General features: G+C 35.1%; 22 protein-coding genes. 9 read left to right on the forward strand and 13 right to left on the reverse strand.

Features of this window, described 5'->3' with window-relative positions; all coding sequences use genetic code 11:
- Nucleotides 1-161: 161 nt before the first annotated feature.
- The 7 genes from WFK35_RS08080 to WFK35_RS08110 all read right to left on the reverse strand — a co-directional run bounded on the left by WFK35_RS08080 (nt 162) and on the right by WFK35_RS08110 (nt 5968).
- On the reverse strand, nt 162-629 hold the full coding sequence (locus tag WFK35_RS08080) for a hypothetical protein (RefSeq protein WP_076393506.1): 468 nt from the start codon (nt 627-629) through the stop codon (nt 162-164).
- Nucleotide 630: 1 nt separating this feature from the next.
- A complete protein-coding gene (locus WFK35_RS08085) occupies nt 631-1284 on the reverse strand; it encodes a GDSL-type esterase/lipase family protein (protein ID WP_336732190.1) in 654 nt (217 codons plus the stop codon).
- A 78-nt stretch (nt 1285-1362) separates the two neighbouring features.
- Nucleotides 1363-1824 carry a lipocalin family protein gene (locus WFK35_RS08090; RefSeq protein WP_214589308.1) on the reverse strand — a complete coding sequence of 154 codons (462 nt, stop codon included), beginning with the start codon at nt 1822-1824 and terminating at the stop codon, nt 1363-1365.
- Between the two features lie 194 nt (nt 1825-2018).
- Nucleotides 2019-3182, reverse strand: coding sequence for an iron-containing alcohol dehydrogenase (locus WFK35_RS08095; RefSeq protein WP_336732191.1), 1164 nt, complete (start codon nt 3180-3182; stop codon nt 2019-2021).
- 373 nt (nt 3183-3555) lie between these two features.
- Nucleotides 3556-4134 (reverse strand): hypothetical protein, encoded by a 579-nt coding sequence (locus WFK35_RS08100; protein ID WP_336732192.1) that lies wholly within the window; start codon nt 4132-4134, stop codon nt 3556-3558.
- A 33-nt stretch (nt 4135-4167) separates the two neighbouring features.
- A complete protein-coding gene (locus WFK35_RS08105) occupies nt 4168-4572 on the reverse strand; it encodes a hypothetical protein (RefSeq protein ID WP_076393516.1) in 405 nt (134 codons plus the stop codon).
- Between the two features lie 73 nt (nt 4573-4645).
- Nucleotides 4646-5968: a hypothetical protein gene (locus tag WFK35_RS08110; RefSeq protein ID WP_336732193.1), complete on the reverse strand. Its 1323-nt coding sequence runs from the start codon at nt 5966-5968 to the stop codon at nt 4646-4648.
- A gap of 125 nt (nt 5969-6093) precedes the next feature.
- On the opposite strand from WFK35_RS08110, the gene WFK35_RS08115 reads away from it, so the two are divergent.
- Complete coding sequence (locus WFK35_RS08115; protein WP_336732194.1) at nt 6094-8628, forward strand: phosphoenolpyruvate carboxylase; 2535 nt, start codon at nt 6094-6096, stop codon at nt 8626-8628.
- Between the two features lie 172 nt (nt 8629-8800).
- Here WFK35_RS08115 and WFK35_RS08120 read toward each other — a convergent pair whose 3' ends face one another.
- A complete protein-coding gene (locus WFK35_RS08120; RefSeq protein ID WP_336732195.1) occupies nt 8801-10411 on the reverse strand; it encodes a S8 family peptidase in 1611 nt (536 codons plus the stop codon).
- Nucleotides 10412-10497: 86 nt separating this feature from the next.
- Between WFK35_RS08120 and WFK35_RS08125 the strand changes: the two genes are divergently transcribed.
- The 4 genes from WFK35_RS08125 (at nt 10498) to WFK35_RS08140 (ending at nt 14019) form a co-directional block, all read left to right on the forward strand.
- Nucleotides 10498-11622: a DegT/DnrJ/EryC1/StrS family aminotransferase gene (locus WFK35_RS08125; RefSeq protein ID WP_336732196.1), complete on the forward strand. Its 1125-nt coding sequence runs from the start codon at nt 10498-10500 to the stop codon at nt 11620-11622.
- Nucleotides 11623-12059: 437 nt separating this feature from the next.
- Nucleotides 12060-12497 (forward strand): hypothetical protein, encoded by a 438-nt coding sequence (locus WFK35_RS08130; RefSeq protein ID WP_336689520.1) that lies wholly within the window; start codon nt 12060-12062, stop codon nt 12495-12497.
- A gap of 18 nt (nt 12498-12515) precedes the next feature.
- The gene (galE, locus tag WFK35_RS08135) at nt 12516-13538 is read left to right on the forward strand and encodes a UDP-glucose 4-epimerase GalE (protein ID WP_336732197.1); all 1023 of its coding nucleotides are present in this window, start codon (nt 12516-12518) and stop codon (nt 13536-13538) included.
- A 28-nt stretch (nt 13539-13566) separates the two neighbouring features.
- Complete coding sequence (locus WFK35_RS08140; RefSeq protein ID WP_076393532.1) at nt 13567-14019, forward strand: adenylyltransferase/cytidyltransferase family protein; 453 nt, start codon at nt 13567-13569, stop codon at nt 14017-14019.
- Nucleotides 14020-14068: 49 nt separating this feature from the next.
- On the opposite strand, the gene WFK35_RS08145 is transcribed toward WFK35_RS08140, so the two are convergent.
- The 5 genes from WFK35_RS08145 to pnuC form a co-directional block, all read right to left on the reverse strand.
- On the reverse strand, nt 14069-16654 hold the full coding sequence (locus WFK35_RS08145; RefSeq protein WP_336732198.1) for a TonB-dependent receptor domain-containing protein: 2586 nt from the start codon (nt 16652-16654) through the stop codon (nt 14069-14071).
- 167 nt (nt 16655-16821) lie between these two features.
- Nucleotides 16822-17847 carry an endolytic transglycosylase MltG gene (gene mltG / locus WFK35_RS08150; RefSeq protein ID WP_336732200.1) on the reverse strand — a complete coding sequence of 342 codons (1026 nt, stop codon included), beginning with the start codon at nt 17845-17847 and terminating at the stop codon, nt 16822-16824.
- Nucleotides 17848-17875: 28 nt separating this feature from the next.
- Nucleotides 17876-18643, reverse strand: a complete 768-nt coding sequence (dapF, locus tag WFK35_RS08155; RefSeq protein WP_336732202.1) for a diaminopimelate epimerase — start codon at nt 18641-18643, stop codon at nt 17876-17878.
- Nucleotides 18644-18747: 104 nt separating this feature from the next.
- Nucleotides 18748-19374 (reverse strand): hypothetical protein, encoded by a 627-nt coding sequence (locus tag WFK35_RS08160; protein ID WP_336732204.1) that lies wholly within the window; start codon nt 19372-19374, stop codon nt 18748-18750.
- A gap of 4 nt (nt 19375-19378) precedes the next feature.
- Nucleotides 19379-20050 (reverse strand): nicotinamide riboside transporter PnuC, encoded by a 672-nt coding sequence (gene pnuC / locus WFK35_RS08165; protein WP_336732206.1) that lies wholly within the window; start codon nt 20048-20050, stop codon nt 19379-19381.
- A gap of 165 nt (nt 20051-20215) precedes the next feature.
- Between pnuC and WFK35_RS08170 the strand changes: the two genes are divergently transcribed.
- The 4 genes from WFK35_RS08170 to WFK35_RS08185 all read left to right on the forward strand — a co-directional run.
- Entirely contained in the window at nt 20216-21733 is a 1518-nt protein-coding gene (locus WFK35_RS08170) for an APC family permease (protein WP_336732208.1), read from the forward strand.
- 61 nt (nt 21734-21794) lie between these two features.
- Nucleotides 21795-22805, forward strand: coding sequence for a WD40/YVTN/BNR-like repeat-containing protein (locus WFK35_RS08175; protein ID WP_336732210.1), 1011 nt, complete (start codon nt 21795-21797; stop codon nt 22803-22805).
- Nucleotides 22806-22843: 38 nt separating this feature from the next.
- Nucleotides 22844-23134, forward strand: a complete 291-nt coding sequence (locus WFK35_RS08180) for a hypothetical protein (RefSeq protein WP_273140220.1) — start codon at nt 22844-22846, stop codon at nt 23132-23134.
- 3 nt (nt 23135-23137) lie between these two features.
- Nucleotides 23138-23579: Hsp70 family protein (locus WFK35_RS08185; RefSeq protein ID WP_336732213.1), on the forward strand; the 442-nt coding region annotated here is incomplete at its 3' end.

Here is a 23579-nt window from a genome sequence, read left to right on the forward strand (position 1 = left end):
GCTTAATACTTAAGTGAAAAAAAAGAGCACATAAGTTTAAAAAATCAAAGATTTTTTTCTTTGCAGACGTTTGAATACTTTAAATAAACCCATATTCTAGCTATAAGTTTAAATTAATTTATCAACAAAAAAGCTGCTTCAATACTGAAACAGCTCATTTTTTATTCCTCATCCTCATCAAGAAAATTCAGTTCGTCATCCCGCTGAACATAATCATGCGAAATTCCCGGAGGATTAAACAATCCCCAATTGTCCACAATAAAATGTTTAGGATTAAATCCTGAAACCCAGTCGACGAATAAAAGCCTGAATTCTTCGGTAAGATTTCTTATAATTGTGTAATACTTTGCATCTGTAAATCCCATCATTTCCAGTGTATTTCCGCTTACCATAATGCTTCTTGCCGCTTTTCTTATGATCGCTGCATTTTCCATCTTAATGTCATACAGTTTTACGGCTTCCGCACCGGATATTTTTGCCTGAATAATCATGCTGTCTTCAAGAAGATGCGATTTTAGTGTCTGGAGATAATCATTATCCTCAGGAAATAAATCTGTTATCACTTTTAGAGTTTCGTAGATTTCCTGCGCTTTTTTAAAAATCGGAAGGTTTCGGGTAGATTCTCTCATTTTATTTCATATAAGAATTCATCACAGAAGTCCATAATCTGTAGCCTTCCGGAGTCATGTGAAGCATATCTTCCACAAAGAGGTCTTTTCTTACATTTCCGTTTGCATCCTGCATTACCTTTGTGATGTCAATAAATGCTGAATTCGGTTGTTTTTTCATGAAATCGGCAATCTTTTTATTGGCTTCCTTCATTTGTGGCCAAAGTTTTTCGCGGCTCGGAGAATATTTGATGGAAATATAGTCCACTTCAATTTTCGGGAATTTTGTGCGGATTTTTTTATAGAATGCTTTAAATCTTTCCACTACAACATCAGCTTTCAATTTGTCGTTGTCAGCAAAATCATTCTCACCACAGTAAATGATGATCTGTTTGGGCTGATAAGGATTTAAAAGATCATCTGCATAATCATTCAGATCCGTTAATCTTGAACCTCCGAAACCTCTGTTGATAATGGTTTTATCCGGAAAGTAATTCGCGACATCCGTCCATTTTGTGAAAGATGAACTTCCTACCAAAAGAATTGCATTTTTAGCCGGAGGATTTTCCAGATTCAGTTTCTTAAAATTTTGGATGTCCTGCCAGAACATCGGTTTTTCCTGTGCAAAAAACAGGGCAAAAGTCAGCATCAGAAATGCCGAAAAAATCTTCTTCATTGTTTTAATAATTTTAGTTGAATATTAAAATTTTCTTTTCAAGAAAAAACTCCCGAAATTTTCGAGAGTTTTCTTTTTTTATCTTTTGTAGGTAATATATTCCGCATCCGGTATCGTATCTCCGTTTTGGTCTATGTTGCCGGACATTTGCTTTATTCTCATCTCAGAGCTCGTAAGAATTACAATTCTGTATTTCACCGGACTCGTGTTGGTATAAGTAACCGTTAAATCTTTTGTTTCAGAATTGTACTCATATTTCCCTTCTACTTTCGCCACAACATTACAGTTTGTACCAGTTCCTCCATACGTTGTAAAAGAGGTATAATAATCTGTTCTGAACTCAAGTTTGTCATTCACAGAACATCCTGTAGGCGTTGAAGTACCGATTACAAATTTATCGTCTTTTCCTGATATCGTTTCTTTTTTACTGATCTTCCAATCACCTTTCATCATATCCATTTCATAACCCTGGATATCATCATCGTTACATGAAGTAAGCGCTAACGCTGAAAAGGCAAATAAAAGTAATTGTTTTTTCATTTTTACAAATTTAAGAATATGCTAAAATATAAATAAATTTGAAATATCTCTAATGAAATTAAGGTTTTTTAAACGATTGATTACAGAAAAAGCAAATTGGAACAAAAATTGTAAGGTGAAAGTTTATTCCTTTCTGTTTTATTTTTTACAGCATAGCAATAAACTTCCCTCTTCGGATCTGAAACTTTCGGCTTTTAATAGCTCATTTCCACAATTTTAGAAGCATCTTGAGGAGTCAGTTTTCTGTATTCTCCCAAACCAAGCCAGTTTCTCTCTGTAAAAGTTTTTTCCACTCTTTCAGCCGTTCCTTTATAATCTTCTGTGTAATCAGAAAGTTTCGTATCAATATGAAGGCTGTGGAAGAATTCTTCCAGCTTTTTGATTCCCAGTTCTGCCTTTTCTTCCAGTGTTCCGTCTTTAATTCCCCAGACTCTTTCCGCATACTGAGCCAGTTTTCCTTTCTTGGTTTCAAAATTATAACGGTAATGCGATGGCGCAATAATGGCTAAAGTTCTTGCGTGATCGATCCCGAAATAAGCCGTCAGTTCGTGTCCCATCGCGTGAACCGCCCAGTCTGTAATCACACCTTTCTGAATCAGTCCGTTAAGAGCCATTGTACAGCACCACATGAAATTTCCGGCTGCGTCATAATCAAATTCCTCCGCCAGAACTTTCGGAGCGGTTTCCTGTATACTGATGAGAATACTTTCTGCAATTCTTTCCTGAAGATCCGCAGAAGAAGGAGCCGTCATATACTGTTCCAGAACGTGAGTATAGGCATCCGTTAAACCGTTAACGATCTGTCTTTGCGGAATAGATCTCACCACTTCCGGATCCAGAACCGAGAATTGCGGGAATAATCCCGGACCTCCCGAAGACAATTTTTCGTTGGTTTCTCTTCTGGAAATCACGTACCCCGAATTCATCTCAGAACCGGTTGCAGGAAGCGTAAGAACAGTCCCGAAAGGCATTCCTTCTCCTTCAAAAGTTCTTACAGGTTTCGTAAGAATTTCCCACGGTTCTCCATCGTAATTTGCAGCAGCGGAAAGAAACTTCGTTCCGTCGATTACAGATCCGCCTCCGACAGCCAAGAGAAAAGTAATATTATTTTCTTTGATAAAACTTAAAGCATTAATTAATACTTCATATTCCGGATTGGCTGGAACTCCTCCGAATTCATGTACTTCATGATGTTTTAAAGCTTCTTTTACCTGATCGTAAACACCGTTGTTTTTGATGCTTCCGCCTCCGTAAATCATTAAAACTTTGGCATCTGCGGGAATTTCTTTTGAAACTTTTGCAATTTCACCTTTTCCGAAAAGTATTTTGGTTGGATTTTTTAGTTCGAAATTAAGCATTGTTCTTAAATTTATTTGAATTCAAAATTACGCAATACCACACAAAAACTAAGTTAATAAAGTTTTAAAATTTTAATGATTCCTTTTTATTAAAACTATTGAATTTTGTTGAATAATCATTTAAAAGATCACATAAGAAGAAAATCAAAGATTTTCAAAAACTAATGTGTTCTGATATAAAGCTTAGAAATTGTTTTAAAATCTTATGTTATTGATGCGTTTAAAAAACTCTTTCATTCAATCTACAACACTGTCATTTTGAGCGAAACGAAGTGGAGCCGAAAAATCTAAAATTACTTCAGACTAAGAGATTCTTCATTGCATATTGCTTCGCAAAATTCCATTCAGAATGACAAAAAAACAAAAAAAAGCTTTAATAAGCTCCATTACTTTTTACCTCCAATTTTCCTGTTTTTCTATTGATTTTAATGAAAAAAGATTCCTTAGTTTCAGAATTGTTTTTAGATTTTGAAAGATACAGTAAAATGTGCTGATCTTCAATTTTATATGCACTCCCTAGTTGATTGGAACTGTCAACCGAATATCCGAAAGTATTCGCAATTAAAATAGCTTCCGGAAGATTGTCTACAAATCCGATAAAATCTCTTAGCTGCTGTTCGTTTGAAAAGTATTTCGAACGGCTTTTTTCACAGGCTAAAATATAGGAAAAGCAATTTTCGCCGAGACATTTCTGAAAAAATCCTTTTTCGGGTGCAGGATCATTCAACGTCATCAAATCCGGCATCTGGCTTTCGTAAATAATGGCTTTATCAGGATCGGGATTGTTTCTGAGAACACTCCAGTATTCGTATTTTTTATCCGGAACGATAAAAGGGTAGAGCAGTTCTGTATTATCAAGGATTTCCGGAATTTTTTTAAAGTCTGCAGGAACGGTTTTCTGGCTGAATATCCAACCTGAGCAAAGCAGTAAAACCGGAAATAATACTTTCATTCTTTTGTTTTTGCAAATGTAGCGAACAGAAATTTACTGGAAAATAATTTTGTAGTAGCCGTTCTCATCTTTCACATCAATTCCGATGCCAGTAAACGTGAGTTTATTGATCTGAAAACCATTACAGCCGCCTTTAAATTCCGACGACTGGATCGTAAAAGTGAAATTTTTAATATTGGAAGTAAAGGTATAATTTTTCGTTCCGTTGTAAGCACCCACATTTTCCAGAATAACCATATCATCATTGGTTTTTGTAAGCTGAATATTGGTTTGGTTTTCCTCCTTGACCGAATAATTGGTAAGCGTTCCGTCTGTAATCAGATTCACATCATTGGAATCCACAAATTTAAAAGCAATCGGCTGTGGCGCATTGTAGCAGTCTTCGCCGCAGGCGGAGAAAAGAAGAAGGGGAAGTAAGAATAGGAGTATTTTTTTCATGGGATTCAGATTGGTGTGAAATGTAAAATTACAAATTTATTACAGAGTGAACAGTTTAATTTATTTTAGAAGTTTATTCTGAATCAATTTCATACGGATTGTTTATTTTTGCTTTCAACTTATCGGCAAGAGGAATCGCAATTTCATCATCACTAAAAATATTATATGAGGAAAGAATATCATGAGCGCACCATCTGATTTTCCAGTTGTTATCTTTGGTCATCATTAAGATTTTTTGAATAATCATATTACTTCTACTGATATTTTCTTCTTCCAGCCATGCATTTATTAGATTAAGTGCTTTCAGCCTGATTTTATCATTTGTGTTACTAAGTTCTTTATACAAATAATCGATTATTTTTCGTGAATACTGAGATGGTTCAAGCTCATATAATATTTCATCTAAAATATCAAAGATGTTATTAGAAAAAGGATCTTTTTTAGCAATTTCAAAAAGTCTTATAAATTCACTATCAAGAAAGTCTTTCCAGTCTTCAGCGTTTTCAGATAATGCATAATAAATAGAATCCAGATTGGTTTCCTCAAAATTTGTAATGCTTTCGCAATAAGACTTCAATTCATCTGGATTATTTTTGGCTAAAACTCCAATGTTATCAAGATTTTTCTGAAGTTCTTTTTCATCAAGAGAAAATAGATCATCAATTTTTGGAATACTCTCAAAAACTGAAAAGTCTTTTTCAGGCATTTTCTTGAAACTACTTCCAAAATTTTGTTTTAGAAAGCGATTTTTATAAAGTTTCAAATATTGCTCAATAAAATAATCAGCAGTATCTAAATTATCTATTTTAAATTCAATTTTCTTATTTTTATGATAAAGGGAAAGATATTTCACTTCAGTTTCATACTTCGAATATTCTGTAACTTCTTGTTTAATAAGTGTTTTTTCATTTTTGATATTACTCCATATCATGTATTCATGATTTAGTTGAATTCCATTATTGCTAATTATTAAAATATTTTTCGCCGAGTATTTTTTAATTACTTTTATAATTTTGATACTATAGCTAATAATTAAAAAGGCGCTCATACCAATCATAAAATAATCACCTCTTTTATATTTTGTGTAGTCTAACCCTGCAAGTTTAATAAAATATATTCCGAGAGTAATAAATACCAAATATCCAATGACACCAATTGCCAAAGATAGTTTTGAATAATTAATATGGATTTCACTAGGAAGACTATTATCATCAATAAAAACATTTCTATTTTTATGATAATTATTTTCCGAAACAGCACATATTGCACATATCAGAGAACCAAGAAAAGGAATAAATGAGAAAAACAGATCCTTTTTAAAGAAAAAGATAGCAACTATTAAACAAATAATTGTTAAAATTGAGAATAATGCAGTTCCAAATTTTTGTTTTATCATGTGTTTTTTTTAACTCTTGCGAAGATACATTTTAAACCTAAACCTCCTTTATTTTATAAAGGATATTTATAAAAATTAAATAAAATCCCATTTGAATTCCACTCAAAATCCCCTACATTTGTTATATGATACACGACCAACGCGCAGAAAAATTCAGGCAGATCGTGGAAAATAAGTTCCAGATCTACAATTCATTGTTTATGAGCCTGCCTTATGATAAAATGACGAATATCGGGATGCTGCTTCCATTTCTTTGTGAAGAAAGCAAAATCGGCTACGAAGCAGGAAAAACGCCTGAAGAAATCGTTGAAGAATTCTTTAAAAATCATACCGATTTGCAGACTGAAGAACAGAAAACAGAACTGCTTTTCAAAATTATCCAATATATTGAAAGACAGGTGGTTTTGTTTGATAGTATTGAAGATGCTGCATTTCCGAACCTGCATTCCGAAAGTGATAACGGAACGGTAACCAATATGTACGAACGTTCGCTTCAGGATCATAAATTGGAAAAAGTGCGTGAAAAACTGAAAGATTTTGCCATTAAAATTGTGTTTACGGCGCACCCGACACAGTTTTACCCAAATTCTGTACAGAGAATTCTTCACGATCTCAGAAATGCCATTACAACCGATTCTATCACGAATATCGATATGCTTTTGCAGCAGTTGGGAAAAACACCGTTTGTCAATAAAGAAAAACCGACTCCAATTGATGAAGCGTTGAGCATCATTTATTATCTGAGATACGTATATTACGATACCATCGGAGAACTTTTCACGAAAATAAAAACGACATTCGAAAACGACCATTTTCATTTGCATGAAGATCTGATCCAGCTTGGTTTCTGGCCCGGAGGAGACCGTGACGGAAATCCTTTTGTAACAGCAGAAGTCACGAAAAGAGTGGCGGAAGAACTGCATACTGCAATTTTAAAAGCCTATTACAACAACCTGAAATCGGTTCGAAGAAGATTGAGTTTCAGAGGTGTTTCGGAGGTTTTAACAAAACTGAGCAACGAACTGTATTCCGCGATTTTCAGAAATGAAAAAATTACGGCAGATGATATTATCAAAAGACTGGAAGAAGCCCAAAAAATCCTCGTGGAGCAGCACAATTCATTGTTCCTTGATCAGTTGGTGAATTTTAAAGACCGTGTCAAAATTTTCGGGACACATTTTGCGACTCTGGACGTTCGACAGGACAGCAGAATCCATCAGAAAGTGATTGATGAGGTTTTTGCTAAAGTATTCGGAGCCAGTGATGCGACGCAGGAAGAAAAATTCAATAAGTTAATTCAGATTACTGAAAAAGTAAATCCTGATGATTTTGAAGATATTGTAAAAGATACTTTGCTTACGGTTTCCCAAATTTCAGAAATCCAGCAACTGAACGGATTGAGAGGAATGAACCGTTATATTATTTCCAATTCCGATGCGGTAAAAGATGTGATGAATGTGTATGCGTTTTTCAAAGTCTGCGGTTATCAGGAAGACGAAATCAATATGGATATCGTTCCGCTTTTCGAAACAATGGAAGGTCTTGCCAATGCAGAAAATGTAATGAACAAATTGTACCAAAATCCTGTTTATAAAAAGCATCTGGAAAAAAGAGGAAATCAGCAGACCATTATGTTAGGTTTCTCGGACGGAACGAAAGATGGCGGTTACCTGAAAGCGAACTGGGAAATTTATAAAGCCAAAGAAGTGTTAACGAAACTTTCCGAGCAAAACGGAATTAAAGTCGTGTTCTTCGACGGGCGAGGCGGTCCTCCCGCAAGAGGAGGCGGAAAAACCCACGATTTCTATGCTTCACAGGGAAAAACCATTGCCAATAATAAAATTGAATTAACGATTCAGGGACAGACGATTACGAGTATTTTCGGAAATAAAGAACAGGCAAAATATAATTTTGAACAGCTTTTAACAGCCGGTGTGGAGAATGATGTTTTCAAAAATGCGAAAAAAGAACTTACAGAGAAAGAAAGGGCGTTAATTATCGAACTGGCTGAAATCAGTTATAAAAAATATTCAGATCTGAAAGCGCATCCTATGTTTGTTCCTTATTTGCAGGAAATGAGTACGCTCGAATATTACGGAAAAACAAATATCGGAAGCCGTCCGTCGAAAAGAGGAGGCGGAAGTGAGCTGAAATTTGAGGATTTAAGAGCCATTCCGTTTGTAGGATCATGGTCGCAGTTGAAGCAGAATGTTCCGGGATTCTTCGGATTTGGTTTTGCAATGCAGCAGTTGAAAGAACAGGGACGATTTGATGAGGTAAGAGAATTATACAAAGGTTCGGATTTCTTTAAGACTTTGGTTTTAAACTCGATGATGAGTATGAATAAAACCTATTTTCCTTTGACGTATTACATTAAAAACAACCCGAAATTCGGCGCATTCTGGAATGTTCTGTTTGATGAATACAATCTTTCCAAAAATATCATGCTGGAATTAACAGGCTTTAAAATGCTTCAGGAAGAAGATCCGCTTTCCAGAAAATCGGTGAAAATCCGCGAAAGAATTGTTTTGCCTCTGTTGAGCATTCAGCAATATGCATTAATGAAAATTCAGAAAGGGGAAGGCGATCTGGAAGCTTACGGAAAACTGGTGACGCGTTCTTTATTCGGAAATATTAATGCGAGCAGGAACTCGGCTTAATGATAAATAATCCGTGTGTCATTCTGAATGCAGTGAAACGGAATGAAAAATCTAAACATTTTGCTTAGATGTTTGCTGAATGATGATTTGCAATTAATTAGACATCAGTCTTCGGCTTCGCTCAGCCTTCGGGAATAATAAGAAAACCTCTCAATGCGAGAGGTTTTTCAGTTTATTCTTTTATGAATTTTTCGTAGTATATTTTATCCTTCGTCTGAATTTTCAGGTAATAAACACCTTTTGCAAAATCTTCGACTTTTACAGATTTTTGATTATTGGTTTTTGTAATGAATCTTCCTAAGTTATCATAAACTTCCAAGGATAAAACATCACTTTCCGAAGCCACATTCAGAATATTTTTAACAGGATTCGGGAAAATGGCAATATTGTTTTTCTTTACCAGTTCCGAAGTGCTTAAAACGTTATTGTAAAGACCTCCGAAATTTAAAATTCCAAATCCCATCTGATCGGTATGATTCGGATAGAGAGAAGCATTCTGTCTTAATTTATCCCTCATTAAATCTCTGTTCATGGTAGGAAAAGCCTGAATAAGACAGGCGACTCCTCCCGCAGCAATGGGAGTGGCAATGGATGTTCCGTTAACTGAAATGGTTGAATTATTATTTATAACACTTGTTGCCGCAGTCCCTCTTGCACTCGCATCGGGTTTTATAACACCCGCAGAATTCGGACCGAAAGATGAGTAGGTGGAAGAAGCTCCGGAAAAATCTACGGCTCCGATAGTAAAGACTTTTGCATTATCTGCCGGAGTTAAAATGTAATGCCACGTCTGAGCTCCTGAATTTCCTGCCGCGAATAGCGTTAAAATTCCTTTGTTGACGGCAATTTCTGCACCTCTTGCGATAAAGGAAGTGGTTCCGTTCATATTGGAATAAGTGTAGTTGTATTTCGGGTCATCAAAAGTAGCATAGCCCAGAGAAGTTGTTATCATATCAACTCCTTTTCGGTCGGCTTCTTCGGCGGCTTCGATCCAGTACAGTTCTTCTTCGGGAATTTCGATTGCTGCATTTTCACTTCGGTACAGATAAAAATCCGCATCCGGTGCGGAACCTACAAAAGTATCCTGGATGTAACCTCCAATTGCTCCCAGAACAGCAGAACCGTGGTTATTAAGCGAAGTATTGTAAATGTCTGAGCCTTTGGCCACAAAATCATAACCGCCTTTGATGTGTCCGTTGGTCCACAATCTTGAATAGGCAGAACCTGTATTTACATAAGGGAATCCAGCATCAATCACAGCAATGGTAACTCCTGTTCCTGTGTAACCTGCCAAATGAAGCGGACGGAGATTGATCTGGTCGATCTGCGCAGAGCCTGAACCATAGTCAAAAGTGGTTAAATTTTTATTCGCCAAGTTGATTGGATTGTCCCATTTATTCTGATGACTCATTTTTGTTCCTCCTGACGAATTTCTTGCAAAACTTTCTACAGACAGTACATAATTCTGCGCCTGAAGCACGGTAATCTGAGCCGGTGTTGCATTCACGGCGACACCATTCAGCCATTTTGAATAATCGGTTACGGTGAATCCTAAATTCTGAATATTGGTAACGTAAGTCGGTTCTATCGGAGCATCCTGATCATTCAGCGTAATTCCTAACGAAATACGTCTGTTAAGGGATTTTTGAGATAATTCCGATAACGGATTTGCATAGAATGCAGCCTTGTTCGGTTTGTCTTTAAAAAATACAAAAACAAGCGACGTCTGGGCAAAACCGGCAGAGTAACCCGCTAAAAGACAAAAAAGTAAAGTTTTTTTCATGTATTTATTTTGTATAAAGATAAAACAAAATCAATAAAATTTTTGAAGGGATTTTAAATTCCTTATTTTTACAGAAATATTTATTTATGAAAAAGATTCAAATGGTTGACTTACAAAGTCAGTATTACAAGATAAAAAATGATGTGGATAATGCCGTTTTAAATGTAATGGATTCAGCGGCTTTTATCAATGGTCCTGAAGTAAAGTCTTTCCAGAATGAATTAGAGTCCTATCTGGACGTAAAACATGTTATTCCCTGTGCAAACGGAACTGATGCACTTCAGATTGCTTTAATGGGGCTTGATCTGAAGGAAGGTGATGAGATCATCACAGCAGATTTTACTTTTGCGGCAACCGTAGAAGTTATTCATTTGCTTAAACTTATATCGGTTTTGGTAGATGTAGATTATGATACTTTCACCATTTCAACGGAGGCGATTAAAAAAGCCATTACTCCGAAAACAAAAGCGATTATTCCCGTACATATTTTCGGACAGTGCGCGAATATGGAAGAAATTCTAAAGATTGCTGAAGAGCATAATTTATATGTAATTGAAGACAATGCACAGGCAATCGGTTCCGAATTCACTTTTTCGGACGGAACTGTAAAAAAAGCAGGAACGATGTCTACGGTTGGAACGACTTCTTTCTTTCCATCTAAAAATTTAGGATGTTACGGAGACGGTGGAGCAATTTTCACGAATAATGATGATCTGGCGCACCGTTTAAGAGGAATTGTAAATCACGGAATGTACCAAAGATATTATCATGATGAGGTAGGTGTAAATTCAAGATTAGACAGTGTTCAGGCTGCTATTTTGAGAAAAAAACTTCCGCATCTGGATAACTATAACGAAGCGAGAGGAAGAGCAGCAGATTATTATGATGAAGCTTTTGCCGGACATGAACATATTTTAACACCAAAAAGAGCAGAATATTCTACTCATGTTTTCCACCAGTACACTTTAAGAATTCTGAACGGAAAGCGTAATGATTTGCAAAAATTTTTAGCTGAAAAGGAAATTCCGGCAATGATCTATTATCCGGTGGCTTTAAGAAAGCAAAAAGCATATTTTCAGGAAAGTAACGACGCCGATTTTGTGAATACGGATAAATTATTGGATCAGGTAATTTCTCTTCCAATGCATACGGAACTGGATGATGAGCAGCTGAAGTATATTACGGATGCGGTGTTGGAGTTTATGGGGTAGACTATGCTTCACGACGAAAGAATATTAAAAAATAAGTTTGCTTATTTTTATGCTATAATTTTTTGTTTTTTTTGGCTAATGTATTTTGGCTATTTTACTCTATTGATTATAAGTGATAATTTTATTATTAGTGAAAATTATGCTGGTTTAAAGTATTTATTTTACACATTAATATTTGGGATCTTTTCAACTTTATTAATAAGTTTTGTATGTATTTTTAAGGAATCAAATAAATTTTTCATCAGTTTCAATACTGCTGTACTCTTAATAATTTTTGTTCATCTTTTAAGATACTTTATTGATTTTAAAGAAATTTATTCTCAGTTTGTTTATTTTATATTTTTTTTGTTTTTGTCTGGAATGTTGGTTAATATTTTTCGACACAAGAGAAGCAAATGTGAGATCGAAAACATAGGAGAAAATAAAGATTAAATAATATGAGACCAAAAATATTTAAATATAAGTTTGTAGGAATATCAATATTCATATTTGAACTATTTGTAACAATGTTATTTGGTTATGGGAGTTATGATTCATTTATAGAATTTAGCTCTGTAAATATATTTTCAATTGAAAATTTTATTTTTATTTTCGCTTTGATGATATTTATTACTGCAGTTTTATGTCTTATTACTATTATATTTAGAATTAAAAAGAGTATATACTGTTTAAATGTAAACCTATTTTTAATTTTACTATTTTTTCTTGTGGGCTATATAAAATTATTAATAAATGATGATTTCAGAAGTGATGATAATTTGAAATTAATGATTACAATTTCTGTTACCTTAGTTTTTATTTTTTTAACTAACTTTTTTAAATATAAAGAAATAGAGTTTTTAGAAATAGATAACATAGGAACACATAACGATTAAAAAAGAAACAATAAAAAAATGGCAATACTCGTAACAGGAGGTTTAGGATATATCGGCTCGCATACAGTTGTTGAGCTTCTGAATAACAATTTTGAGGTTGTTATTGTGGATGATCTATCGCATTCCGAGAGATTTATATTAAAAAATATTGAGGAAATTACAGAAAAAAAACCTGTTTTTTATCCTTTCGATCTAAAAAGAAAAGAACTTTTAACGCAGGTTTTTGATGCTCATGAAATTGACGGATGTATCAACTTTGCGGCATTCAAAGCGGTGGGCGAAAGTCAGGTAAAACCTGTTGATTATTATGAGAACAATTTGTTTTCATTAATCAATATCTTACAGGAATTTAAAGAAAGAGGAATTTCAAACTTTATTTTCAGCTCTTCCTGCACGGTTTACGGACAGGCTGATGAAATGCCGATCCACGAAAATACTCCGTTAAAAATGCCTGAAAGCGTTTACGGAAAGACAAAGCAGATGGGAGAGGAGATCCTGATTGACTTTGCAAAAGCATATCACCGCAAAATTTCTTTATTAAGATATTTCAATCCGATCGGAGCACATCCTTCAGCAAAAATAGGGGAGTTACCTATTGGAGTTCCGAATAATTTAGTACCTTTCGTGATGCAAACTGCGGCAGGAATCCGTGAAAAACTAAATGTTTGGGGAAATGATTACCCTACCGAAGACGGAACGGCTGTCCGTGATTATATTTATATTGTAGATTTGGCTAAAGCCCATGTTGCAGCATTGAAAAAATTAATGGCAGACGATTCTGATCATGCAGTTATTGATATTTTTAATTTAGGAACAGGAAAAGGTTCATCGGTTCTGGAAGTAGTAAAAGCTTTCGAAACAGCAAATGACGTGAAAGTTCCTTACCGGATCTGCGACAGAAGAGAAGGAGATATTACAATTGCTTATGCAAACGTAGATAAAGCCCAAAAAGAGCTTAACTGGAAGTCTGAAACGTCTTTGGAAGAGGCACTACGGACAGTTTGGCAGTGGCAGAAATATTTAGAAACAAGAAACACTTAACAATTTGTACAAAAAAGAAGATATTTATATGAAAACACAAAGAATAGGCATCACGTTTTCGTCATTCGACCTGCTTCACGCAGGGCATATTAAAATGCTTGAAGAAGCAAAAACCGTATGTGACTACCTTATCGTAGGTTTGCAGATTGATCCCTCTCATGATCGTCCAACTAAAAATAAACCGACTCAGACCATCGTAGAAAGATATATTCAGTTAAAAGCAGTAAATGCTGTTGATGAGATTATTCCATATTACACAGAGGAAGATCTTCTGGATATTTTAAAATCTTTTGTAATTGATGTGAGAATTATCGGGGACGATTATCTTGACAGAGATTTCACCGGTAAAAAATACTGTGAAGAAAAAGGAATTGAGATTTTTTACAATAAAAGAGATCACAGGTTTTCTTCCAGCGATTTAAGAAAAAGAATTTACGAAGCCGAACTTCAGAAACTGGAAAAAGCAGAAGCTGCAAAATAAAAAAATCCCGAATTCAATTTCGGGATTTTTTGTTTGTATGAAAGGCGGATTACATTGGTCCTCCTTGCTGATCGTCTCCGGTTGCATTGGAGTTGATGTCTTTTTTACGTTTCGGCTGCTCTACTTTTTCTCCTTGTTTGAATCTGTAAGTTAAAGAAATTGAAAACTGTCTCGGTTGCCACTGCATATAAGATTCTCTTACTCCTGTTGCAAGATAATTCACACTTCTCATAGAACGTGTATTGAAAATATCCTGTAAGTTGAAAGCAATAGTTCCGTCTCCATTCCAGATTGTTTTTGATGCTCCAAGATTTAAAGCATACATTGCTTTTCTATCCTGACTTGCAGTATTTTGAGGTCCTCTATAGAACCCCTGTAACTGAAAACTGAATGTTTTATCTACTTTAAATGTAGCATTCAATCTAGCTCTTGTAGACATACCGTCACCTGCATAAGACTGAGTTCTTATAACATTATTACCTTTAACATCAATTGTCTTATAAGAGTATTCTCCAGTAGTTTTATATCCAAATACACTAAAACTTCCCATTAATTTAAGCCAAGGAAATACATCAGCAGTACCGTTAAAATCTAAACCATACTGGTCGTTAGTACCTAAATTAATCGGGGTAGTATAATAAATATTAGTACGTTCATCTTCCTGATAAGCGACAACTTTACTGTCATCTGTAGTTCTTCTAAAAAATAGGGTTGGATTTAAAGTATACTTCTTTTTAGAAATACTATAACCAAATTCGAAAGAATCTACATAAGAAGGGTTGAGATCTACATTTCCTAAAAATAAGTTTTGATTATCGGTAATCGAAAAATATGGAATTAAGAACCAAGAACGAGGTCTGTCAATTCTTCTTGAATAATTCAGTAAAAACTGATTGTCCTTTCCTAAGTCATAACTTAAATATACACTAGGAAATAGATTATTATAATTTTTATTGTTGTTTATTGTCGTTCCTTCAAGATTTCTGTAATCTACTTTTACATTCGAAAGCTCATCTCTAAGTCCTAACTGATATCCGAACTTGCCAATTTTGCTACGGAACTGTGCATAGAAAGCATTAAATAATTCATCATAATTTGTAACATTTGTGAATTTGTTTAAAGAGTAAAACGGAACATTTAAACCATCTGCTTCATTAGCAGTATTATCATAAAAATTAGTATTTCTATCAATTCTATACCCTGCTTCAAATTTAGAATTTTCACCAATAGGAAGTTCATAGTCAGCCTTTCCTATTAAAGATTTTGTAAGCGAATATTGAGCATTATTACTCAATGTATAGTTCATTTGTGGAAGGATATTTACAATACTTCCCAAAGCATTTCTTTGAAGTAAGTAATTTGATTCCTGATAAATATCTGTTGAATTATCACTCTTATTGCTTTGAAGACTTAAAGACACAGATAAATTATGACCTTTATCATTAAATTTATGATCCCATCCTGCATCTCCCTGAAATGCTAAATTGGTATTGATTCCGTTGCTTGTTCTTAAAGTATAAGGATTTGGGAATGCTGAAAAATTATAAAGGTAATTATAATTAATCCGACCATCGGTTTCATTATCAAATGTTCTTATGGTTCCGGATAGATTTACAGAGTTTTTATCATCAATATCATATACAAAACCGGCTGTTGCATTATAATTTTTAGAATAATTTTTATTTTTTGTCTCCTGATCAGATCTTAAAAGCTGAAAAGTTTCATTTCTATCATAGTTAAAGTTGCTGTTTCTGTTGGTCGTGGTAGATTCACTGTATCCGCCTCCGCCATTTAAAAACCATGTCCATTTATTTTTTCTCCAGCTCAGGTTAGTATTTAGCATTGTTCTCGGCTGATAACCTAAAGTCCCTACAACACTACCATTGAAGCCTACTTTTTTACTTTTCTTTAAAATAATATTCAAGATACCTGAAGTTCCGCTTGCTTCGAATTTAGAAGAAGGATTTGTAATAACCTCGATTCTTTCGATCTGATCTGCAGGAATACTTTGAAGTGCATTACTTCCCTCGGAAATACCAAGAAGAGCAGAAGGTTTCCCATTGATAAGGAATTTTACATTTGAACTACCTCTCATGGAAACAGTTCCGTCTGTATCAACTTCTACAGAAGGAACATTCTGCAGGACATCCTGCAAATTACCCCCTTTACTTACAATATCCTGAGACGGATCATATGTTCTTTTATCCAGTTCCACTTTGTAAGGTTTCGTAGCCTGAGCTGTGATCACAACTCCCTGGATGTCTCCCGTTTTCAGATTGGTAGCACTCTTTTCAGGGTCGATTGATAAAGCACCAATGTTTCCTGCCGCAGTAATTTGTTTGTTAACTACACTTTTCTGGTAATCGATTGCTTCAATAGTAATATCATAAGCTCCCGGAGCAAGATCAAGCTTGTACTGACCTTTTTCGTCGGTAAGCGTAGCATCACTAAACTGTTTGTTTGCCTTGTTACTGAAGGTAACAGAAGCGTAAGGAACGGGCTGGTTATTCTTGCTGACAACCGACCCGGAAATACCGACCTTCTCCTGTGCAAAAGCCAATGCTGCTGCCGAAAGTACAAAAGTAAGCCCTAAGGTTTTCTTTGTAAAAATGTTAATGATTTCCGTCTGATTCATAAGGTATTTTTTGTGTAAAATCGTAAAAGATTTTGCCTAATATTATGAAATTGTTAATCTGTTTAAATTTCAGAATATTAAGTTTAATTTATTATTTGTAAGGTATATGTCGGACTAAAAAGCCAAATGTTAGTTATAGAATTGTTAAAAAAAAGTTAATATGATTATTACTTTATATTTTTTGAATTCAGCCAGTCCTGATAAGCTTTAGCATTAATAGCGTGTTGCTCTGCACTTGCTGTAAATTTGTGGTATCCGAATCTTGCAGGATCGGCACACATAAAAATATAATCGTTCTTTTCTGCATTCAGCACGGCATCCACAGAATTTTTATCTACTACGCAAATAGGTCCCGGAGGAATTCCTTTATTAGCATACGTGTTGTATGGCGACGGAGTAGAAAGATGCTTATAAAAAACCCTTTTGATCTGCTCCTTAAAATTTGTCTGCTTATTGATTGCATAAATTACTGTGGGATCAGACTGAAGCTTCATCCCTTTTTTATATCGGTTAAGATATAATCCTGCAATCGTTTTCTGTTCGTCCTTTTTTCCTCCCGATTCCTTATACACAATAGAAGCCAGAGCATAAATCTGATCTCTCGTTAAACCGGATTGCTGTTCTTTAGATTTTCTTTCACTGTTCCAGAATTCATTGTACTGATCATCAAATTTTTTGAAAAATTCTTTCGGAGTTACCGTCCAGAAAAAATTGTACGTATCAATAAAGAAATACTTTTTTAAATCTTCCGCATTGTTATATCCTTTTTCGGCAGCAATTGAATTGAATTCATTCACGAATTTTAAAGAATCCAGTTCTGTTTTTTTTGTTACTTTACCGATCATCTGATAAACATCCCCAAAATCACCAATTCTGAAGCTGTTTTCACTCTGATTTCCGGCTTTAATCATATTAACCAAATTCGCGTTCCCTAAACCTTTCTGGAAATGATAGCGTCCCGGTTTGAAATATTTTTCAAGATCCTTTTCTTTCGCAACGGCTTCAAAAGCTTCTTTATTATCGACGTATTTTGCCGCAGAATCAAGGATTTGTTTAAAATTTGCCTGATGAGGAATCAAAACATATCCATCCTTTTTGATGTTGTTGCCGTAATATTTTTTATAAAATTTAAATCCAAAAAATCCGCCTACTACAAAAACAAGCAGGATGATGATAAGAATAGCTTTCTTCATTTAAATGGTGATTAAAAGTTTTACTTTTTTAAATAAGGTCTATTTTACCTCTAAAAACCTGCTTTGCAGGACCTTCGAGCCAGATGTTCTGAAAAGTGTCTCCGTTTTTTTCAGCATATACTTTCAGATTTCCGCCCAAAGTTTTAACTTTTACAGAGATTAGATTGTTATTTTGAAGAAAAGTTAAAGCCGAAGCCGTAACTCCCGTTCCGCAACTGTAGGTTTCATCCTCAACGCCTCGTTCATAAGTTCTTACGAAAATCTCATCATCAGAAATTTTTTCCATAAAATTAACGTTGATGCCTTTTTCCTTATAATTTTCAGAATTTCTGATACCGTTTCCTTCTGCAAAAACGTTGTAGTTAACGATATCTTCCACATATTTCACGTAATGTGGCGAACCCGTATCCATTACCGTGTCCTCTCCGTCATTGGAAATGGTAGTAACATCGCTCATTTTTAACTTTACGATTCCGTTGTGGATTTCGGCAATATGTTCCCCATCGATAGCGGTAAATTTGCAGTTGCCTTCAAAAATATCAAGGAAAAAAGCAAACGCTACGGAACATCTCGCTCCGTTTCCGCAAAAGCTCTTAGAACCGTCCGAGTTATAATAATCCACTTCAAAATCATAGCCTTTCGCGGTGTTTATTTTAATAAGTCCGTCTGCTCCGATCCCGAAACGGCGGTCACAAAGCTTCTGAATATTTTCAATGGAAAGATCATCCCATTCTCCGGAACGGTTGTCTATCATTACAAAATCGTTTCCTGTACCCTGATATTTATAAAATTCCATATTTTTTAATAGAATGTTTGTTTTAAAAATTGAAACTGCAAAATTACTATAATTAAAACGAAAACGAACAGTGTTAGCTGTCCGTTTCCTTATTTATAATGGTTTTATCTGAATCCGCCTCCGCTTCTCGTTGGCTGAGGAGAAGTTTGCTGCGGTTGAGGAGTAGAAGTTCCCGAACTGTTTCTGAATCCTCCGCTGTTTGAATTCATATTGCTTCCGGAGTTATTTCTGAACCCGCTGTTTGAATTACTGTTACCGGAATTATTTCTGAATCCGCCGTTATTCTGAGGCTGTGGCGTTACCGTATTCTGTTGTTGATTTCTGAATCCGTTATTCGGTCTCTGATTCGTGTTTTGCCCGTTGTTTGGTCTGAAGCTTCCGTTTGAAGTTCCGTCATTTACACCGCCTCTGAAACCGTTATTAGGTCTTGCCGAAGTTGTTCCGTTTGATCCGGATCTTCTCTCAACATAAACTTTTCTTCTGGAATTATTATAGTTCTGGTAATAATACGGCATCCCGTTATCATAATAATACGTGTAGTCGTTTCTGTAATAATATCCGTCATTTCCCCAATATCCGCCGTTTCCGTAATATCCCTGAGGCGCATAGTAATATCCGTTATCATAATAAGGATCTCCATAATTGTTGGCATATGGATCCGAATATATCGCACAAGAGGTTAAACTTGCCATTGTAATTAAGCTAAACGCAATTTTAAATAAATTTTTCATGTTTTTAATTGTACTTTTTTTCTTTATAACTTTTTTTCCAACTGGCGTATCCCTGGATCGCCATAATAGTAAATACCAAATATTGAACCGAAGTGATTCCAAGTTCCTTATAAATCATCATCGGAATGCAGATAAAATCTCCGATGATCCAGAAAATCCAGTTCTCTATGCGTCTTTTCGCCATAAACCACATCCCCACAAGAAAAATAGAAGTTGTAATGACATCCAGCCAGTTTCCCCAGTCTAAATGATACAGACCTAAATCTACACCCTTCATAGAAAAATGATTATCAATATAAGGTTTGAAATAATATACTACAGTTACCAGAACCAAACTTAATACAAAAAGTAAAATTCCGTACAGCCATTCTTTTTTAGATGCCCAGCTTACTTCCACATGAACATGATCCTGCGAGCTTTTTCCCCAAAGAATCCATCCGTAAATGCTCATTACGGTGTAATAAACATTAATCATACAGTCTCCAAGCAGACCAAAATTGAACAGAATATACACATAAATTAAAGTTGAAACAATTCCTGTAGGATAAACCCAGATATTTTTTTTAATGGAAAAATAAACACTTAAAATTCCGAATACCGTAGCGGAAGATTCCAGCAGAATCTGTGTGGCAGAGTAGTTTTCATAGGGTTTTAAGAAAAGATCGTATACATTCATGCGGTCAAAAATAAGTAAAAAAACACTTACTTTGCAATGATTTAAATATTATGAAAATCAGAATTTTAAGTTTCAGAATATAAAATTAACACGGAAAAATTATTAATAAACGTTAATGTTTCTAAATTTTTTATATTTTCGTAAATCTTTAATAAATAATAAAATATGTCTAAAATTTGGACCAAAAAACCGATGAGTGCTTTCGAAAATGATATGAAAAGCAGTCAGCTCAAAAGAGTACTCGGTAAATGGAGTCTTACAGCTATCGGAATCGGGGCTATTATTGGTGGAGGAATTTTCGTACTTACAGGAACCGGAGCGTATTATCATGCCGGACCTGCATTGGCTCTTTCCTTCATTATTGCCGGAATTGCTTGTGTATTTGCAGCATTGTGTTACTCAGAATTTGCATCTATCCTGCCTGTTGAAGGTTCAGCGTATGCCTATGCGTACGGAACTGTGGGAGAAATATTTGCATGGATCATCGGTTGGGGGCTCATCCTCGAGTATGCGATGGGATCTATGACAGTAGCCGTTTCCTGGTCGGGATATTTTAATAAGTTGTTAAAAATGTTTGGTCTTCATCTTCCGGATTACCTTACTTCAGATCCTGCAAGTTATACAGGAGAAGGTTTTTCAATGAATTTACCGGCATTCCTTATCGTAATTTTTGTAATTTCTATCCTTATCAAAGGAACTAAAGAAGCTGCAAAAGCGAATAATCTTATCGTAATCATGAAGGTTTCTGCGGTTCTTTTCGTTATTATTGCAGGAGCATTCTTCATTAATACAGATAACTGGGATCCTTTTATTCCTGCTGCCAAAATGGTTCACGAAGGTGAAAATGTAAAGGAAGCTTACGGTATTCAGGGAATTATTTCCGGTGCTGCCGCAATTTTCTTTGCGTATGTAGGTTTCGATGCCGTTTCTACACAGGCGGGAGAAGCGATCAATCCGAAAAAAGATGTTCCGTTTGCGATCATTGTTTCACTTTTGGTTTGTACAGGATTATATATTTTGGTATCTCTTGTTTTAACAGGAATGATGCACTATTCAGACTTTGATCCTCATGGAAATTATCCGGATGCAATTAAAGCACCTGTAGCGTATGCATTTGAAATCGCAGGACAGGGTTGGGCTGGATACATCATCACGATTGCAGCAACTGTAGGTTTAATTTCCGTATTGATGGTAATGATCATGGGACAGTCCAGAATTTTCTTAGGAATGTCTAAAGATGGTCTTATCCCTAAAATGTTCAGCGATGTTCATCCGGTAAGAAAAACACCGGCTAAAAGTTTAATGCTTTTAGGAATCATCATTGCTACCGTAGCAGCATTTACACCAATTAGTAAACTGGCAGATATGACGAGTTTCGGTACTTTATTCGCATTTACAATGGTTTGCGTAGCGGTTTGGATCTTAAGAAAAAAAGAACCGAATATGCCAAGAACATTTAAAGTTCCTGCACTTCCTGTAATCGCAACATTAGGAATCTGCATCAACCTTTATCTGATCTGGAACTTAAGCCACGAAGCAAAATACCTTTCTATGGGTTGGTTAGCGCTTGGTGTAGTTATTTACTTTACCTATAGTTTAAGAAACAGTAAACTTCACAAAGTGGGTTATGGCGAAACGTTCAAAGCAGAACAGGAACCATTGCAAAAACCTGATTTAGATTAAAATTTTATAAATAGATCAAATAAAATCCACAGAATTCTGTGGATTTTTTATTTTTGTGAATATGAAAAAGCTTTTACCATTTTTACTTTCATTCTCCGGAATTTTTACTTTTTCTCAACAGATCGAAAGTTCAGAAACAATTTTAAACGATAAAATCAGCATCAGAGCTATAGAAATCTACGATAACAAAGTCTGGTACAGCGGAACGGACTCCAAGTTTGGTTATGTTGATTTAAAGAATTCAAAAAATCAAAAACAGATCAGGCTGTCTGAAAAGAAATTACAGTTTAGAACATTGGGACAGGATAAAAAATCGTTTTATGCCATTAATATTGAAAGTCCTGCTGAATTTTTTAAGATTGATAAAAAAAGCTTGAAATATGAAGTGGTTTTTAGAGATACTGTGAAAACGGCTTTTTATGATGCGCTTCATTTTGTGAATGATAAACTGGCTTATACCTTCAGTGATACAGATAAGGACAGCAAATTAAAACTTGCCAAATTTGATAACGGAAAGTGGGCTATGCTTAAAAATGATGTTGTATTAAATGAAGGAGAAGCAGCTTTTGCGGCGAGCAATACCAATATTTCATCCACCAAAAACTATTTATGGATTGCAACAGGAGGGAAAGCTTCAAGAATTTTAAAATTAAATTTTAAGAATAATCAGTTTAAAATTTTCAATACTCCGGTTATTCAGGGAGAATCTTCTCAGGGAATCTATTCTATCGATTTCTTAGACGATACATTCGGGATTGCGGTTGGCGGAGATTACACAAAACAGGAAGCCAATATCAACAATATCGCCACAACCAATGACGGCGGAGAAACTTGGCAAATTCAGGCTTCCGGACAAAATGCAGGATATACAACCTGTGTGAAAATTAAACCAAATTCCAAAGGAAAAGAGATTATTTCGGTTGGAGATCGACATATCAGTTATTCTTCTGATTTCGGAAAAACATGGAAGAAAATTTCGGAGGAGAAAGGTTTTTTTGTTTGTGAATGGGTAGATCAGAATACTGTTGTTTTTGCTGGGAAAGACCGAATTTTAAAAATGAAAATTAATTAACCAGTTTAGTAAAATTAAACTTTTGATAAGAAAAAATTATGCTGAATATCATCAACCAACTTTTTGAAATAGAAAAAAAATCCAATGATCAGAATCTATCGATTTTTGAAAGAAATTTTGAAAGAATCAATCATGAACTGGAAGAAATGGGCTATGTGATCAATAATCCGATAGGAAAAATTTACGATTCCAGAGATACTTCTATTGAGGCAAATATTGTAGGGAATTCCTCGAAGCCATTCATTACGAAAGTATTGAAGCCTGTGATTTTTCAAAAGGACGGAAACGAATTGGTATTGTTGCAGAAAGGCATCGTAATAGCGGAATAAAACATGGGAAATATAAATTTTGGAATCGATCTCGGAACAACGAACTCAGGGATCTGCAAATTTACCGACGGAAAAGTGATCGTGTACAAAAATCCTGTAGGATTCAGCGATACGCTTCCTTCGATCGTGGCTTACAGAAAAGGCAGAATTTTTATTGGTGAGAAAGCAAGAGAACTTCTGAAATCCGGAAATCCGGATGTTTTTGGTTCATTCAAAAGAAAAATGGGTACAGAACACCTGTATCAGATTTCGGACATTAATGAAGAGAAAACTCCGGTAGAATTTTCTGCAATGATCCTGAAGGAACTTTTAAGTTTTGTTCCCGATGAAAAACCTCAGTCGATCGCTATTACAATTCCGGCATCGTTTGATACGGTTCAGTCGAATGCAACCAAAAAGGCGGGACTTTCTGCAGGTTTTCAACAGGTTGTTTTGCTTCAGGATC

Origin of the sequence: Chryseobacterium sp. VD8, assembly GCF_037149975.1 — a bacterium.
GTDB lineage: Bacteria > Bacteroidota > Bacteroidia > Flavobacteriales > Weeksellaceae > Chryseobacterium > Chryseobacterium indicum.

Bases quoted from the DNA above. Each gene is read 5' to 3' on its own strand.
- WFK35_RS08080 (WP_076393506.1), bottom strand. From the start codon at position 629: ATGAGAGAATCTACCCGAAACCTTCCGATTTTTAAAAAAGCGCAGGAA.
- WFK35_RS08085 (WP_336732190.1), bottom strand. From the start codon at position 1,284: ATGAAGAAGATTTTTTCGGCATTTCTGATGCTGACTTTTGCCCTGTTT.
- WFK35_RS08090 (WP_214589308.1), bottom strand. From the start codon at position 1,824: ATGAAAAAACAATTACTTTTATTTGCCTTTTCAGCGTTAGCGCTTACT.
- WFK35_RS08095 (WP_336732191.1), bottom strand. From the start codon at position 3,182: ATGCTTAATTTCGAACTAAAAAATCCAACCAAAATACTTTTCGGAAAA.
- WFK35_RS08100 (WP_336732192.1), bottom strand. From the start codon at position 4,134: ATGAAAGTATTATTTCCGGTTTTACTGCTTTGCTCAGGTTGGATATTC.
- WFK35_RS08105 (WP_076393516.1), bottom strand. From the start codon at position 4,572: ATGAAAAAAATACTCCTATTCTTACTTCCCCTTCTTCTTTTCTCCGCC.
- WFK35_RS08110 (WP_336732193.1), bottom strand. From the start codon at position 5,968: ATGATAAAACAAAAATTTGGAACTGCATTATTCTCAATTTTAACAATT.
- WFK35_RS08115 (WP_336732194.1), top strand. From the start codon at position 6,094: ATGATACACGACCAACGCGCAGAAAAATTCAGGCAGATCGTGGAAAAT.
- WFK35_RS08120 (WP_336732195.1), bottom strand. From the start codon at position 10,411: ATGAAAAAAACTTTACTTTTTTGTCTTTTAGCGGGTTACTCTGCCGGT.
- WFK35_RS08125 (WP_336732196.1), top strand. From the start codon at position 10,498: ATGAAAAAGATTCAAATGGTTGACTTACAAAGTCAGTATTACAAGATA.
- WFK35_RS08130 (WP_336689520.1), top strand. From the start codon at position 12,060: ATGAGACCAAAAATATTTAAATATAAGTTTGTAGGAATATCAATATTC.
- galE (WP_336732197.1), top strand. From the start codon at position 12,516: ATGGCAATACTCGTAACAGGAGGTTTAGGATATATCGGCTCGCATACA.
- WFK35_RS08140 (WP_076393532.1), top strand. From the start codon at position 13,567: ATGAAAACACAAAGAATAGGCATCACGTTTTCGTCATTCGACCTGCTT.
- WFK35_RS08145 (WP_336732198.1), bottom strand. From the start codon at position 16,654: ATGAATCAGACGGAAATCATTAACATTTTTACAAAGAAAACCTTAGGG.
- mltG (WP_336732200.1), bottom strand. From the start codon at position 17,847: ATGAAGAAAGCTATTCTTATCATCATCCTGCTTGTTTTTGTAGTAGGC.
- dapF (WP_336732202.1), bottom strand. From the start codon at position 18,643: ATGGAATTTTATAAATATCAGGGTACAGGAAACGATTTTGTAATGATA.
- WFK35_RS08160 (WP_336732204.1), bottom strand. From the start codon at position 19,374: ATGAAAAATTTATTTAAAATTGCGTTTAGCTTAATTACAATGGCAAGT.
- pnuC (WP_336732206.1), bottom strand. From the start codon at position 20,050: ATGAATGTATACGATCTTTTCTTAAAACCCTATGAAAACTACTCTGCC.
- WFK35_RS08170 (WP_336732208.1), top strand. From the start codon at position 20,216: ATGTCTAAAATTTGGACCAAAAAACCGATGAGTGCTTTCGAAAATGAT.
- WFK35_RS08175 (WP_336732210.1), top strand. From the start codon at position 21,795: ATGAAAAAGCTTTTACCATTTTTACTTTCATTCTCCGGAATTTTTACT.
- WFK35_RS08180 (WP_273140220.1), top strand. From the start codon at position 22,844: ATGCTGAATATCATCAACCAACTTTTTGAAATAGAAAAAAAATCCAAT.